The sequence below is a fragment of the Streptantibioticus silvisoli genome (assembly GCF_027947535.2).
Taxonomy (GTDB): domain Bacteria; phylum Actinomycetota; class Actinomycetes; order Streptomycetales; family Streptomycetaceae; genus Streptantibioticus_C; species Streptantibioticus_C silvisoli.
The window spans coordinates 62820-77980 of record NZ_JAAGKO020000019.1 but is presented as its reverse complement, the minus strand read 5'-3'; the positions used below and the strand labels follow the sequence as shown (position 1 = coordinate 77980).

Annotated in this window: 11 protein-coding genes; 6 read left to right on the top strand and 5 right to left on the bottom strand. The window is 73.0% G+C overall.

Features of this window, described 5'->3' with window-relative positions; genetic code table 11:
• Nucleotides 1–3: 3 nt before the first annotated feature.
• Both cpaB and POF43_RS14895 read right to left on the bottom strand, forming a co-directional pair.
• A complete protein-coding gene (gene cpaB, locus POF43_RS14900) occupies nt 4–729 on the bottom strand; it encodes a Flp pilus assembly protein CpaB (protein WP_271324106.1) in 726 nt (241 codons plus the stop codon).
• 106 nt (nt 730–835) lie between these two features.
• Complete coding sequence (locus POF43_RS14895) at nt 836–1756, bottom strand: hypothetical protein (protein ID WP_271326030.1); 921 nt, start codon at nt 1754–1756, stop codon at nt 836–838.
• 494 nt (nt 1757–2250) lie between these two features.
• Here POF43_RS14895 and POF43_RS14890 point away from each other — a divergent pair, with 494 nt between their 5' ends.
• Nucleotides 2251–3720, top strand: coding sequence for a chitinase (locus tag POF43_RS14890; RefSeq protein WP_271316799.1), 1470 nt, complete (start codon nt 2251–2253; stop codon nt 3718–3720).
• Nucleotides 3721–3793: 73 nt separating this feature from the next.
• Here the strand turns inward: POF43_RS14890 and POF43_RS14885 are convergent, their stop codons facing one another.
• Nucleotides 3794–4198, bottom strand: coding sequence for a RidA family protein (locus POF43_RS14885; RefSeq protein ID WP_271316800.1), 405 nt, complete (start codon nt 4196–4198; stop codon nt 3794–3796).
• 120 nt (nt 4199–4318) lie between these two features.
• Between POF43_RS14885 and POF43_RS14880 the strand changes: the two genes are divergently transcribed.
• Genes POF43_RS14880 through POF43_RS14870 form a run of 3 tightly spaced genes read left to right on the top strand, consistent with a single transcriptional unit; the run spans nt 4319 to nt 8442 of the window.
• Complete coding sequence (locus POF43_RS14880) at nt 4319–5572, top strand: amino acid deaminase (protein ID WP_271316803.1); 1254 nt, start codon at nt 4319–4321, stop codon at nt 5570–5572.
• Between the two features lie 5 nt (nt 5573–5577).
• Nucleotides 5578–7209, top strand: coding sequence for an N-acyl-D-amino-acid deacylase family protein (locus POF43_RS14875; RefSeq protein WP_271323879.1), 1632 nt, complete (start codon nt 5578–5580; stop codon nt 7207–7209).
• 21 nt (nt 7210–7230) lie between these two features.
• Nucleotides 7231–8442, top strand: coding sequence for a pyridoxal phosphate-dependent aminotransferase (locus tag POF43_RS14870; RefSeq protein WP_271316802.1), 1212 nt, complete (start codon nt 7231–7233; stop codon nt 8440–8442).
• A gap of 195 nt (nt 8443–8637) precedes the next feature.
• On the opposite strand, the gene POF43_RS14865 is transcribed toward POF43_RS14870, so the two are convergent.
• A complete protein-coding gene (locus POF43_RS14865; RefSeq protein ID WP_271317780.1) occupies nt 8638–10482 on the bottom strand; it encodes a phosphoenolpyruvate carboxykinase (GTP) in 1845 nt (614 codons plus the stop codon).
• 258 nt (nt 10483–10740) lie between these two features.
• Here POF43_RS14865 and trhA point away from each other — a divergent pair, with 258 nt between their 5' ends.
• Together trhA and POF43_RS14855 are read left to right on the top strand one after the other, a co-directional pair.
• Nucleotides 10741–11442, top strand: coding sequence for a PAQR family membrane homeostasis protein TrhA (trhA, locus tag POF43_RS14860; protein ID WP_372516011.1), 702 nt, complete (start codon nt 10741–10743; stop codon nt 11440–11442).
• Between the two features lie 365 nt (nt 11443–11807).
• Nucleotides 11808–12425 carry an acyl-CoA-like ligand-binding transcription factor gene (locus tag POF43_RS14855; protein ID WP_282704594.1) on the top strand — a complete coding sequence of 206 codons (618 nt, stop codon included), beginning with the start codon at nt 11808–11810 and terminating at the stop codon, nt 12423–12425.
• Nucleotides 12426–12776: 351 nt separating this feature from the next.
• Here POF43_RS14855 and POF43_RS14850 read toward each other — a convergent pair whose 3' ends face one another.
• Nucleotides 12777–14825, bottom strand: coding sequence for a thioredoxin domain-containing protein (locus POF43_RS14850; protein ID WP_271312740.1), 2049 nt, complete (start codon nt 14823–14825; stop codon nt 12777–12779).
• Nucleotides 14826–15161: the final 336 nt, after the last annotated feature.

Sequence of the window (15161 nt, the reverse complement as noted above, 5' to 3'; positions counted from 1 at the left end):
GGCTCACCTGTCGCCGTTGAGGGTGTAGGTCCGCTGGGCCTTGGGGATCGCGGGGCTGCCGGGGGCGACCAGGGCGAGGCGGACGCGGGTGGCGAACGACTCGGCGTAGGCGACCCGCTGGGCGTCCTCGGTGTCGAGCGCGAAGGTGATGGGCACTTCGCGTCCGGTGTCGCGGGCGTCGGACTGGTCGCTGGTCTGGCTCGCCTGGGTGATCTTGCCGATGTCGAGCACCTGGGCACCGGTGACGATGATCCGCGACTGCGGGGTCTGGGCGCCCGCGGTGGTGCCGTTGACGCCGGCGCCGCCGAAGGTGGCGAAGATGTTGACCTGGTCGCCGGGTTCGATGGTGCCGGCCACACCGGTCTCGGCGTCGACCATGATGGCGATCTCCTGCTCACCGGCCTTCAGCCGCGGCCGGCCGGAGACCATGTCGGTCTGGAGCAGTGAGCCCTTGGTGAGCGGGGTGGCGGCGATCTTGCCGCTCACCGCGGCCAGCGAGGTCACCGCGGTCGACGGCAGCCAGCGGCTGGGTATGGAGACCTTGGTGAACTGTCCGGGGCTGAGCGCCTGGTAGGCGGCTATGTCCTGGTTCAGCTCGTAGGCGGTCGTCTGCGGACCGACCTTGGAGTCCACGTCGTTGACGACGGTCAGCACGCCGAAGAAGGCGGCGGCCGCGCACAGGACGGACAGCGCGAGCAGGAGGACACCGCGCCGCTGGCGTGAGTTCATCGACTGGACCAATCACAGGGGACGAGAGCCGCGCTGGACTCGGGCGGGGGGACGGGGGCGGACGGCGAAGGGGCCGCGTTGCGGCGGGTGTCGGCGGTCACGCGGGTCAACCGCCGTGCCGCCGCGACGGGTTGCCGGCCGGGGCCGGCGCCGGTGCGGCGGTGGTCAGCGGGGACGAGCAGAACGCGCAGCGGTCGCCGACGAGTTCGAGCCCGCACCAGCGGCAGGGCGCGCGGTGCGCGGAGCCGACCAGCTGGTACAGCACGCCGACGTCGGCGATGTACGCGGCGAACTCGACGACCTTGGCTGTTCCCCACCATCGCGCGGACCCCTCGGGCAGTGGCACCTGCCGCACATACTGGCACTTCCAGTCGGCCGCCAGGCGGTCCTTGACCCATTCCTCCCCCAGCCCCGGCCCGGCCGGCGGGTGGCCGGCGGCGTGGCCGCGGCCGGAGTGGCCGGCCGGCGCGGCCCAGGCGAGCCCGGTGGCGTAGTCGGGGCCGGGCAGCCGGGTGTCGTCGGCCAGCTGGGTCAGCGAGGCGGCGGGCGCGGCCTGGACGGCGAACCGGGCGCCGGGCAGCAGGGACTTCAGGTGGGTGCCGAGCCCGACGTCGACCCGGTCGAGCTTGGCGACGCTGCCCAGCACGGCGCCGGCGTGCAGGTAGTGGGCGAGCAGCCGGGCGGCGGAGGCGATGACGCCGGGGCCCAGGTCGTAGGGGGAGATGCGGCGCAACTGCTCCACGAGCAGGGCGGTCGCCAGCGGCGGCAGGTCGATGTCCACCAGGGCCATCCGGTCGCTCTCCAGCAGCGAGCGCACCGCGCGCAGCCGGCCGCGGTGGGCGGCGGACAGCGCGGCGGGCACCACGACGACCAGGTGGCCGACGGCCTGCAACGCGGACCAGGCGGTCTCCAGGGCGTCGTCGAGCGACTGGTCGGCGGGTGCGCCGAGCACCAGTGCGGCCGGGGTGTCCCGGTCCGGGACCGGCAGCAGCAGGTCCGCGCCGGTCGCGCCTATGACGGTTGACATCGCCAACCCCCCTGTTTCTCACCGCTCCTGAAGGTAGCTCACCCGGGTCATGACCGCCCCGGTTGCGCAGCCTATCCGTCTTTCCGGGGATGAACAGGGCCTTCCGGAAGCGGTACGGGGACTTCCGCAAGGGGGCGGCTGCGCCGGGCTTGGGTGGGCGAACGGGTCGGCCGGCGCCGGGCCTGGGCGGGTGAAGGGGTCGGCGGGGGCCGCTTCGGGGGCGGCGGACGGCCTGGCCTGCGGCTGGCGTTCGGGCCAACCGCACGGCGCGACCACCACCGGTACCCGCGCCACCGCCAGCCCACCCACCACACCCGTGCACGCACCACCCCACCCGGCGGAGCCAACCCCCGCTCGGCGGTCGGGTGACCGCCCCCGGCGCGTCTTGCCCGTGCGCGAACCCTTGACATGCCTACTGGTCTGGACCACTTTGGTCCGTACCAATGCTCCTCCCTCCCGACGCGCGCCGCGCCGTCCCCCCTGGAGGCACCTGTATGTCAGGTCGTGCGCCCACCCTCTCCCTCATCACCGCCGCGGTGGTCTCGGCCGCCGCGCTGGGCCTCGGCGTCAGCGCCGTCGGTGCCCAGGCGGCCACCGCCAACCTCACCGCCGACCCGGGGTTCGAGTCCGGCCTGGGCGGCTGGAACTGCGCCGCGAGCAGTGGTTCGGCGGTCAGCAGCCCGGTCCACAGCGGCAGTTCGGCGCTGAAGGCGGTGCCGTCCTCGTCCGACGACGCGCAGTGCTCGCAGACCGTCAGCGTCCAGCCCGACTCCTCCTACACCCTGAGCGCCTGGGTGCAGGGCTCCTACGTCTACCTGGGCGCCAGCGGCACCGGCGGCACCGACCCGTCGACGTGGACCCCGTCGGCGTCGTCGTGGCAGCAGCTGACGACGTCGTTCACCACCGGCGCGAAGACCACGTCGGTCACCGTCTACCTGCACGGCTGGTACGGGGAGCCGGCGTACTTCGCCGACGACGTGGCCCTGGCCGGACCGGCCGGCAGCGGCGGGACGCCCACGCCGCCGCCGACCAGCCCGCCGCCCACCTCGCCGCCGCCCACCAGCCCGCCGACCGGCGGGGCCGGCGTGCCGACCCACGCCGTCACCGGCTACTGGCAGGACTTCTGCAACGGCGCCACCGTGCAGAAGCTGTCGGACGTCAACAGCGCGTACGACATCATCGCCGTGGCGTTCGCCACCGCCACCACCACGCCGGGCGCGGTCGACTTCAGCCTGGACTCCTGCCTGAACTACAGCGACGCGCAGTTCAAGGCGGACATCACCGCCGCCCACGCGGCCGGCAAGAAGGTCGTCATCTCGGTGGGCGGGCAGAACGGCACCATCTCGGTGACGGACTCCGCCTCGGCGACCAACTTCGCCAACAGCGTGTACGCGCTGATGCAGTCCTACGGGTTCGACGGGGTCGACATCGACCTGGAGAACGGCATCAACCCGACGTACATGAGCCAGGCGCTGCACAGCCTGTCGTCGCTGGCCGGATCGGGGCTGGTGGTGACGATGGCGCCGCAGACCATCGACATGCTCAGCGCCTCCAGCGACTACCTGGCGACCGCGCTGCAGATCAAGGACATCCTCACCGTCGTCAACACCCAGTACTACAACAGCGGTTCGATGAACGGCTGTGACGGCGGCGTCTACTCCGAGGGCACGGTCGACTTCATCACCTCGATGGCCTGCACCGCCATCCAGGCCGGCCTGTCGCCGTCCCAGGTCGGCATCGGCGTGCCGGCCTCCTCCAGCGCGGCGGGCAGCGGCTACGTCTCGCCCACCGTGGTCAACGACGCCCTGGACTGCCTGACCCAGGGCACCTCCTGCGGCACCTTCAAGCCGCCGACCACCTGGCCGACGCTGCGCGGTGCCATGACCTGGTCCACCAACTGGGACGCCTCCAACGGCAACCAGTTCGCCACAAGCGTCGGCGCGCACGTCCACGCGCTGTCGTAACGGCCCGCACCGCCCCGCGCACGGCGGCCGGCGTCCCCCACCAAGGGGCGCCGGCCGCCGCGCGGGAGGCGGGTCAGTCCAGGACCGCCATCGCGTCGATCTCCACCAGCAGGCCCTGCGGCAGTCCGACGTAGACGGTGGTACGGGCCGGCGGCACCGCGACGGTGGCCAGCACCTCGTCGTAGACCGCGTTGAACTCGGCGAAGTGCGCGGTGTCGGTCAGGTAGACGCGGACCATGACGACGTCGTGCCAGCCCGCGCCGCCCGCCTCCAGGACGGCGTGGACGTTGGCCAGCGTCTGGAGGGTCTGCTCGCGCAGCGTGGGGCCGGCCGGCACCGGGTGGGACTGGCCGCCGGCGGCCGGCAGGAATCCGACCTGGCCGGCGACCTGGAGGATGCCGCCCTTGCGGACACCGTGCGAGAACCGCGCCGGGGGCGTGGTGTGGGTCGGCGGGGTGATCGCGGTCTTCTCGCTCATGGTGGGGCCTTCCTGAAGGGTGGGGGGCGTGTCGTTGACCCGCGGTGACCGGGATGTTAGACAGCAGGGCATACCCGGGCAACGACCCGGGGCGGCCCGCGCGGCGACGGAAGGAACGTGTTGGACACCGACAGCCTGGACCTGGAACGCGTCGACCACCGGTTCAAGGGCCTGCCGGCCGACGCCGCCGGCCTCACGGTAGCCGAACTCGCCGCGCAGCAGCGGTCGCTGTTCGACGGCGGCTTCACCACCCCGGTGCTCACCCTGGGTGCCGCCGCGCTGGAGCACAACCTCACCGCGCTGGGCCGCTACGCCGGCGCGCACGGGCTGTCGTTCGCCCCGCACGGCAAGACGTCGATGGCCCCGCGGCTCTTCGAGCGCCAGCTCGCGCACGGCGCCTGGGGGATCACCGCGGCCACCGCGTGGCAGGCGCGGGTCTACCGGGCGTTCGGCGTGCAGCGGATCTTCCTGGCCAACGAGGTGGTCGACCCGGCCGCGCTGCGCTGGCTGTCGGCCGAACTGGCCGCCGACCCCGGCTTCGCCCTGATCACCTACGTCGACTCGGTGCGCGGCGTGGAACTGATGGACCGTCACCTGACCACCACCGTCGACGTGGTGGTCGAACTCGGCGCCGACGGCGGCCGCACCGGCGTGCGCGACACCGCCACCGCCGACGCGGTGGCCGACGCGGTGGCCGCCTCCGCGCACCTGCGGCTGACCGGGGTGGCCGGCTACGAGGGCGAGCTGCCGGTGAAGACCGAACAGACCGTCCGCGCCTGGCTGGAGCAACTGCTGGCGCTGGCACGGCGGTTCGACGCCGCCGGGCGGTTCGCGCGGGCCGGTGAGATCGTGGTCAGCGCCGGCGGCAGCGCGTGGTTCGACACGGTGGCCGCGGTGCTGGAGGACGCCGGGCCGCTGAGCCGCCCGCTGCGCAAGGTGCTGCGTTCCGGCGCCTACGTCACGCACGACGACGGGCACTACGAGCAGATCACCCCGTTCCGCGAACGCGCCGCGTCCGAGGGCTCGTTGCGGCCCGCGCTGCGGCTGTGGACGCACGTCGTCTCCCGCCCGGAACCGGGGCTGGCGCTGCTGAACGCCGGCAAGCGGGACGCGCCGATGGACATGGACCTGCCGGTGCCGCTGACCGTGCGCGATCCGGACACCGGCGCCGAACGGGCGGCGGACGGGCTCCAGGTGACCGGCATGGCCGACCAGCACACCTTCGTACGGGTCGGCCCCGGCGCGCGGATCGAGGTCGGCGACTGGGTGTCGCTGGGCGTGTCGCACCCGTGCACCACGTTCGACAAGTGGCGGCTGATCCCGGTCGTGCAGGACGACGGCACGGTGACGGACCTCGTCCGCACCTTCTTCTGACCGCCGTGGATCTCGTACTGCGGGGCGCCACGGTCTTCGACGGCACCGGCGCCGACGGCTACCGGGCCGACGTCGCGCTGGCCGGCGGGCGGATCGCGCGCATCCACCGCCCCCGGGACGGCGGACCGCGCCCGTCGGCCCGCCGCACGCTGGACGCCGACGGGCTGGCGCTGGCACCGGGCTTCATCGACATGCACGCGCACAGCGACCTCGCCCTGCTGCGCGACCCGGCGCACGAGGCGAAGGCGCTCCAGGGCGTCACCTTGGAGGTGCTCGGCCAGGATGGGCTGTCCTACGCGCCGGCCGACGACGCCACGCTGTCCGCCGTACGGACGCAGATCACCGGCTGGAACGGCCCCGGCGACGACGTCACGTTCGACTGGCGCACCGTCGGCGGCTACCTCGACCGGCTGGACCGGGGTGTCGCGGTCAACGCCGCCTACCTGATCCCGCAGGGCACCGTGCGGGCGATGGCGGTCGGCTGGCACGACCGGCCGGCCACCGGCGCCGAACTGGACCGGATGCGGTCCCTGGTCGACGCCGGGATGCGCGAGGGCGCGGTGGGCCTGTCGTCGGGGCTGACGTACGCGCCCGGGATGTACGCCGACACCGCCGAACTGACCGCGCTGTGCCGGGTGGTGGCCCGGCACGGCGGCTACTGGTGCCCGCACCACCGCAGTTACGGCGCCGGCGCGCTCGCCGCCTACCAGGAGGTGATCGACGTGGCCAGGAGTGCCGGGTGTGCGCTGCACCTGGCGCACGCGACCATGAACTTCACCGTCAACGCCGGCCGGGCGGGCGAACTGCTGGCGCTGCTGGACGCGGCGATCGACGGCGGCTGCGACCTGAGCCTGGACACCTACCCGTACACGCCGGGCTGCACGACGCTGGCCGCGATGCTGCCGGGCTGGGCGCTGGACGGCGGACCGGCCGCCACGCTGGCCCGGCTGCGCGACGAGTCGAGCGCGGCGCGGATCCGGCAGGTGCTGGAGGTGGATGGCTCCGACGGCTGCCACGGTGTGCCGATCGACTGGGAGACCATCGAGATCTCCGGTGTCGCCGACCCCGCCCTGCGCCGGCTCGCCGGCCGCACGGTGGCGGCCCTGGCCCGCGACAGCGGCGAGGAGCCGTTCGCGGTGGCCCGGCGGCTGCTGCTGGCCGACCGGCTGGGCACCGCGATCCTCCAGCACGTCGGCGACGAGTCGAACGTGCGGGCGATCATGCGGCATCCGGCGCACACCGGCGGCAGCGACGGCATCCTGATGGGTGACAAGCCGCATCCGCGCGCGTACGGCACCTTCCCCCGTTATCTGGGCACCTACGTCCGCGAGCTGGGCGTCCTGACGCTGCCGGCCGCGGTGGCCCGGCTCACCGGCCGCCCGGCCGCCCGCCTCGGCCTGACCGACCGGGGTCTGGTCCGCGCCGGGCACCGCGCCGACCTGGTCCTCTTCGACCCCGGCACGGTCGGCGCCGGCGCCACCTTCGAGCGGCCGCGCACCGCGCCCACCGGCATCCCGTACGTGCTGATCGACGGCCACCTCACCGTGGACGACGGCCGGCGCACCGCCGTCACCGCGGGCCGGTCGGTGCGCGGCCGGGGGTACCGCGTGGCGGAAAACACCCAGCACGGCGCGTAACGCCCCCGGTAGTGTGTCGGCATGCAGGTGATCCAGTCGACGAAGCTCGCCAACGTCTGTTACGAGATCCGGGGCCCGGTTCTCGAAGAAGCGATGCGGCTTGAGGCGGCGGGCCACCGCATCCTGAAGCTCAACACCGGCAACCCGGCGCCGTTCGGCTTCGAGTGCCCGCCGGAGATCCTCGAGGACATGCTGCGCACGCTGCGTGACGCGCACGGCTACGGGGACGCCAAGGGGCTGCTGTCGGCGCGGCGCGCGGTGGTGCAGCACTACCAGACCAAGGACGTCCCGCTCGACGTCGAGGACGTCTACCTCGGCAACGGCGTCTCCGAGCTGATCCAGATGTCGATGCAGGCGCTGCTCGACGACGGCGACGAGGTGCTGGTCCCGGCGCCGGACTACCCGCTGTGGACGGCGTCCGTCTCGCTGGCCGGCGGCACCGCGGTGCACTACCGGTGCGACGAGCAGGCCGACTGGATGCCGGACCTGGCCGACATCGAGCGCAAGGTGACCGACCGCACCAAGGCGATCGTCATCATCAACCCGAACAACCCGACCGGCGCCGTCTACGACGACGAGCTGCTGCGCGGCCTGACCGACATCGCGCGCCGGCACCGCCTGGTGGTCTGCTCCGACGAGATCTACGACAAGATCCTCTACGACGACGCCACCCACACCCCGACCTCGGCCATCGCCCCGGACCTGCTCACCCTGACGTTCAACGGCCTGTCGAAGGCGTACCGGGTGGCCGGCTACCGCAGCGGGTGGATGGCGGTGTGCGGTCCGAAGAAGCACGCGAGCAGTTACATAGAGGGTCTGACGATCCTGGCGAACATGCGGCTGTGCGCCAACATGCCCGCCCAGCACGCCATCGCCACCGCGCTCGGCGGCTTCCAGTCGATCAACCCGCTGGTGCTGCCCGGCGGCCGGCTGCGCGCCCAGCGGGACGCCGCCTACCAGGCGCTGACCGCGATCCCGGGCGTCACCTGCGTCAAGCCGCGCGGCGCGCTCTACGCGTTCCCCCGGCTGGACCCGGACGTCTACAAGATCAAGGACGACCGGCAGATGGTCCTGGACCTGCTGCGCGCCGAGAAGATCATGATCGTGCACGGCACCGGCTTCAACTGGCCCGAGCCGGACCACTTCCGCATCGTCACCCTTCCCCGCGCGGAGGACCTGACCGAGGCGATCACCCGGATAGGGCGTTTCCTGGACGGCTACAGCCAGCCCTGACGCCGGCCGGTCCGGCACCGCACGGGGGCCCGGCCCACGACATCGGTCGTGGACCGGGCCCCCGTGCGTTGAGGGTCGGCGTCGTCCCGCGGCAGGCGGTCTTGGTCGGGGTGCCCGCCGGGGGGTTCGTGCCTCGCCGCCGGCCCGCCCGCCGCGCCGCACGCGCGGGGACGGGCCGGATTCCGCGGCGCCGCGTCAGCCGAGGCGGCGCACCAGCGAGCGGTACTCGTCCCACAGCTCGGCCGGGGTGTGCTCGCCGAAGGTCTCCAGGTGGCCGGGGATCAGCGCCGCCTCCTCGCGCCAGACCTCCGGGTCGACCGACAGCAGCAGGTCGAGGTCGGCCTGGTCGATGTCGAGGCCCTCGGTGTCGAGGGCGCCCGGCGCCGGCAGGTGGCCGATGGGCGTCTCCACCGAGTCGCCGCGGCCGGCGAGGCGCTCGACGACCCACTTGAGCACCCGGCTGTTCTCGCCGAAGCCGGGCCACACGAAGCGGCCGCCGGCGTCCTTGCGGAACCAGTTGACGTAGAAGATCCGCGGCAGCTTGTCACCGTCGCCGCGCTCGTGCGCCTGCCGGCCGATCCGCAGCCAGTGCGCGAAGTAGTCGCCCATGTTGTAGCCGCAGAACGGCAGCATGGCGAACGGGTCGCGGCGCAGTTCGCCGACCTTGCCCTCGGCGGCGGCGGTCTTCTCCGAGGCCACGTTGGCGCCGAGGAAGACCCCGTGCTGCCAGTCGAAGGACTCGGTGACCAGCGGGACGGCGCTGGCGCGGCGGCCGCCGAACAGGATCGCGGAGATCGGCACGCCCTGCGGGTCCTGCCACTCCGGCGCGATGATCGGGCACTGCGAGGCCGGCACGGTGAACCGGGCGTTGGGGTGGGCGGCCGGGGTGCCGGACTGCGGCGTCCAGGCGTTGCCCTTCCAGTCGGTGAGGTGGGCGGGCGGCTGCTCGGTCATGCCCTCCCACCACACGTCGCCGGAGTCGGTGAGCGCCACGTTGGTGAAGATCGAGTTGCCGTACATGGTCTTCATGGCGTTGGCGTTGGTGTGTTCACCGGTGCCGGGGGCGACGCCGAAGAAGCCGGCCTCCGGGTTGATGGCGTACAGCCGGCCGTCCTCACCGAAGCGCATCCAGGCGATGTCGTCGCCGACGGTCTCCACGCTCCAGCCGGGGATCGTCGGCTCCAGCATGGCCAGGTTGGTCTTGCCGCAGGCGGAGGGGAACGCGGCCGCCACGTACTGCGGCGCGCCCTGCGGCGGGGTGAGCTTGAGGATGAGCATGTGCTCGGCGAGCCAGCCCTCGTCGCGGGCCATCACCGACGCGATGCGCAGGGCGTAGCACTTCTTGCCCAGCAGCGCGTTGCCGCCGTAGCCGGAGCCGTAGGACCAGATCTCCCGGCTCTCGGGGAAGTGCGAGATGTACTTGGTGGTGTTGCACGGCCACGGCACGTCCTTGGCGCCGGGCGCCAGCGGGGCCCCGAGGGTGTGGACGGCCCGGACGAAGAAGCCGTCGTCGCCGAGTTCCTCCAGCACCCGGCTGCCCATCCGGGTCATGGTGCGCATCGAGACGGCGACGTAGGCGGAGTCGGTGATCTCCACGCCGAGCGCCGACAGCGGCGAGCCGACCGGGCCCATGCAGAAGGGCACCACGTACATGGTCCGGCCGCGCATCGAGCCGCGGAACAGCCCGTCGTCGCCGGCGAAGATCTCCCGCATCTCGGCGGGGGCCTTCCAGTGGTTGGTGGGGCCGGCGTCCTGCTCGCGCTCGGAGCAGATGAAGGTCCGGTCCTCCACCCGTGCCACGTCGCTCGGGTCGGAGGCGGCATAGAAGGAGTTGGGGCGGTGCACCGGGTCGAGCCGCTTGAACGTCCCGCGCTCGACGAGTTCGTCGCACAGGCGCTGGTACTCCTCCTCGGAGCCGTCGCACCACACGATCTCGTCGGGCTGGGTCAGGTCGGCGATCCCGTCGACCCAGGCGATCAGTTCCTGGTGACTGGTGGGAGCTTCCTGCCGGCTGATGGGAGCCGCATTTCCGCGCGCCACGATCGCTCCGTCCCGCCCGGTCCGCACGTCCCGGGCGTCAGATGTTGAGGGTTGGTGTTCGGCCCCTTGGGGGCTGCGGCCCGGATGCTTTCGCGCGCCCGCTCATCCGGTACCGACCGCACTCACATGAGTGTCTGCTCATATGAGTGTCCACCCATGACATCTGTGCTGTCCACCCCCCGAGGGGTGAGCATTGCCACTTCTCGCCCGTTTCATGACCCGGACGTAACCTACGGACGCGTAGGTAGAGTGGCCGCCATGACCCCGGTCGAGGAAACTCCCGTGAAGGCCGCGGTTGCCACCGCCGCCGAGCACGCAAACGCCGTCGTGAAGCCCAAGCTGCGCGGATGGCTGCACGCCGGGATGTTCCCGGCCGCCCTGATCGCCGGAGTGGCGCTCACCGCGCTCGCCGACAGCCCGCGAGCCCGGATCGCCTGCGCCGTCTACACCCTCAGCGCCTGCCTGCTGTTCGGGGTGAGCGCGCTCTACCACCGGGGGAACTGGGGCCCGAAGGCGTACGCCGTCCTGCGGCGGCTGGACCACGCGAACATCTTCCTGATCATCGCCGGCACCTACACCCCCCTCGCGATACTCCTGCTCCCGCACGGCACCGCGGTCGCACTGCTGTGGTTCGTCTGGGCGGGAGCGCTGGCCGGTATCGCCTTCCGGGTCTTCTGGGTCGGCGCGCCGCGCTGGCTCTACACCCCGTGCTACCTGGCCCTGGGCTGGGCCGCGGTCTTCTTCCTGCCCGACTTCATGCGCACCGGCGGGGTGGCCGTCCTGGTCTGCGTGGCGGTCGGCGGCCTGCTCTACAGCGCCGGCGGGGTGATCTACGGCATCAAGCGCCCCAACCCCTCCCCGCGCTACTTCGGCTTCCACGAGGTCTTCCACTCGCTCACGCTGGCCGCGTTCGCCGTGCACTACGTGGGGATCTCGCTGGTCGCGTACAGCCATAAATAACGCTTACCGGCTTTAGGGAATCGTTTCTCCCCTTTTCGGTCATACGTCCGGCTCAACCCCCGCCACATTTCCGCCGACATATCCGTTCGATCCCGTTCGACCGTCCGCTCCGCGGGTTGCGCGGGGGTTCGGCGTGGGTGCGGCCGGGGTTCGGCGTGGGTGCGGCCGGGGTTCGGTGCGGGGTTCGGCGCGGTTGCGGCCGGGGCTCGGCGCGGGGTTCGGCGCCGGTTCGGCCGGTCTCCGGCCGGGGCGTCGCAGGCGCGGAGGGGCGCCGCAAGCACGGGCGGGCGGGCCCGCGGGAGAGTGGGCCGGTGCCGTGCGGCAGAGCGGACGGTGCCGTGGGGCGGATGCACGACAATGACCGCATGGCTTCTGCGACCCCTTCGGACCCTCCCGCGCCGAGCCTGCGGGAACGCAAGAAGATCAAGACCCGGCGGGCGATCCGGACCGCCGCCTACCGGCTCTTCGAGTCGCAGGGGTACGAGGCCACGCCCGTCGAGCAGATCGCCGCCGACGCGGAGGTCTCCCCCAGCACCTTCTTCCGGTACTTCCCGACGAAGGAGGACGTGGTCCTCAGCGACGAGTACGACCCGGTGATGCGGGCCGCGATCGCCTCCCGGCCGGCCGGCGAACCGCTGGTGGTGAGCATGCGGGCGGCGATCGCGGACGCGGCCCGCCAGATGTTCCAGGAGGACCGCGGGGAGATCCTGCTGCGCATGCGGCTGTGCCGGCAGGTGCCGGCGATCCGCACCCGGCTGGGCGAGAACATGGTGACCGCGCAGCGCCTGCTGACCGGCGCGCTCTCCCAGCGGGACGGCCGGCCCGCCGACGACCTCGAACTGCGCGTACTGGCCGGGGCGTTGATGGGCGGCTGGACCGAGGCGCTGCTGTACTGGTCGGAGACCGGCGCGGCCGAACCCCTGCCGGACCTGCTGGACCGCACGCTCACGATGATCTCGGAGGGGATGACGGGGTCGCGGTGAGGGGGCGCGGGGTCTCGGGGGCGGGGCGGGGGTTTTCGGTGGTCGGCGGTGATCGGCGGCGTCGACCGGTCCGCGGTGGCCGGGCAGGGGCCGGTGGTCCGCGGTGACCGGCGTCGTCGACCGGTCCGCGGTGGCCGTATCGCGTTCACCGGCCGCGCTGACCGTTGTGCGGTGACCGGCCCACGGGGCCCGTGCGGTGGTCCGCTTCCGTCAGCGGTCCGCGCCGCGGGGTGACGCCCCGCGACGCCGACGTCGCCCACGCCACCCGCAGCGGAACGCCACGTCCTCCACGTCATCCGTAGCGGAACGCCACCCACGTCACCCGTAGTGGAACGCCACGTTCCGCCGGAGTTACGAGCCCTGCCCGGTCGTGTCGCGGCTGAGGCGTTCCGTCAGGCCGCGGGCGTCGGTGACCGGCAGGGAGCAGACGAAGCCGCGGCAGACGTAGGCCGTCGGGGCGCCGCCGAGCAGGTGGCGGTCGGCCAGCAGGGGGAATCCGGGCGTGTCGGGCTCGCCGACCGCGAGGACCGCGCCGGGGGCGGTGGCCAGCAGGGCGGCCCGGCGCAGCGCGTCGGTGCCGGCGTGGCCGGCCGGCCCGGCGACGGCCACCTCGCGCGGTCCGTCGAGCGCGGCCTCGGCCACCGCCAGGCCCCAGCCGATGAACCGCGGCGCGGTCGCGGCGAGGGCGCCGACCACGCCGAGTCCGCGGACGGCGGCGTCCCGGTGCCGGGCGGAGCCGGTGTGGGCGGCGTAGGACAGCAGGGCGCCGGCCGCGGCGGTCCAGCCCGACGGCGCCGCGTTGTCGGTGGGGTCCTGCGGGCGGCGGATCAGCGCCTCGGCGTCGTCGGCGGTGTCGTGGAAGGCGCCGTCCTCACCGGTGAAGTGGTCCAGGACCACCTCCAGCAGCCGGCCGGCCGACTCCAGCCAGGCGGGCTCGCCGGTGACGCCGGCCAGCGTGATCAGGCCCTCGGCGACATCGGCGTAGTCCTCCAGCACGCCGGCGTTGCCCCCGGCCCGGCCGTCGCGGGAGGTGCGGGCGAGCCGGCCGTCCTCGCCGAGGTGGATCCGCAGCAGCAGGCCGGCGGCGGACTCGGCGGCCCGGACCAGGTCGTCGCGGCCGAAGATCGCGCCGGTCTCGGCGAGCGCGGCGACGGCCAGCCCGTTCCAGGCGGCGACCACCTTGTCGTCCCGTCCCGGCCGCGGCCGGGAGGCGCGTACGGTCGTCAGCCGCCGGCGGACGGCCTCGACGCGTTCGGCGGGGTCCACGTCCCGGTGCGGCAGCCGCAGTACGGAGGCGCCGGCCTCGAAGTTGCCCGCGTCGGTGACGCCGAAGTACTCCCTGGCGAGGGCGGCGTCGTCCGCGCCGAGCGCCTCGTCGAGTTCCCGCGGGGTCCACACGTAGAACGCGCCCTCGGCGTGGCCGCCGCCGGCGATGTCGCTGTCGGCGTCCAGCGCGGAGGCGAACCCGCCCTCGGGGGTGCCGAGTTCGCGGACCATGAACGCCGCGGTCTCCAGCGCGACGCGTTCGGCCAGCGGCGATCCGGTGGTACGCCACAGGTGGGTGTAGACCCGGCACAGCAGCGCGTTGTCGCTGAGCATCTTCTCGAAGTGCGGAACGGTCCAGGTGTGGTCGACCGTGTAGCGGGCGAATCCGCCGCCGAGCTGGTCGTACATCCCGCCGCGGGCCATCGCCTCGCAGGTCTCCTCGGCCATCGCCAGCGACTCGGGCGATCCGGTGCGGGCGTGGTGGCGCAGCAGGAACTCCAGCACCATGGACGGCGGAAACTTCGGCGCCCCGCCGAAGCCGCCGTGCACGGCGTCGTACTCATCCGCCAACACCCGTACGGCGGAGTCGAGTTCGGCCCCACGGGGCACCTGGCCACCGGGCAGCGCGGCGGTGACGCTCCGCCGGGCGAGGTCGGCGGTGATCCGGGCCGCCACCTCCGCGACCTCCTCGCGCCGGTCCCGCCACGCCGTGGAGACCCCGTCGAGCACCTGGCGGAACGCGGGCATGCCGGAGCGCGGCGCGGGCGGGAAGTAGGTGCCGAAGTAGAAGGGTTCGGCGTCGGGGGTCAGGAAGACGGTCATCGGCCAGCCGCCCTGCCCGGTGGCGGCCTGCACGGCCTCCATGTAGACCGCGTCAACGTCCGGCCGCTCCTCACGGTCCACCTTGACCGCCACGAACCCGTCATTGACGACGGCAGCCGTCACCTCGTCCTCGAAGCTCTCCCGAGCCATGACGTGACACCAGTGGCACGCGGAGTAACCCACCGACAACAGCACGGGCACGTTCCGCCGCCGAGCCTCCTCGAACGCCTCGGGCGACCAGGGCCACCAGTCGACGGGGTTGTCGGCGTGCTGGAGGAGGTACGGGGAGGTCGCGTCGGCCAGGCGGTTCATCCCGGCATCGTCGCACGACCGGGTCCGTGCGGCCCACCTTGCGAGGCCGTGGAGCCGGGAAGAAGACGCAGTACCCAATCCAGAGGCTGTCGGCCCTACTCCAACCGACACGACAGGCCCAACCGATCTTGACCTGCGAGGCAAGCCCGCCGGCCTCGCTCCCCCAGCGGAGCTTGCCCGCCTGCACCCGGACTCGGCCTTCCTCATGGCGTACTCCCGCATCTGCGACGACTGGCGCAAGCACAACCGGAAGAAGGCCGCCACGTCGTCGTGGTCCGCAGGCAAGGGCGTGGCGAAGCAGCACCGCCGCAGCAACAGGAACGCCACTCGACACGG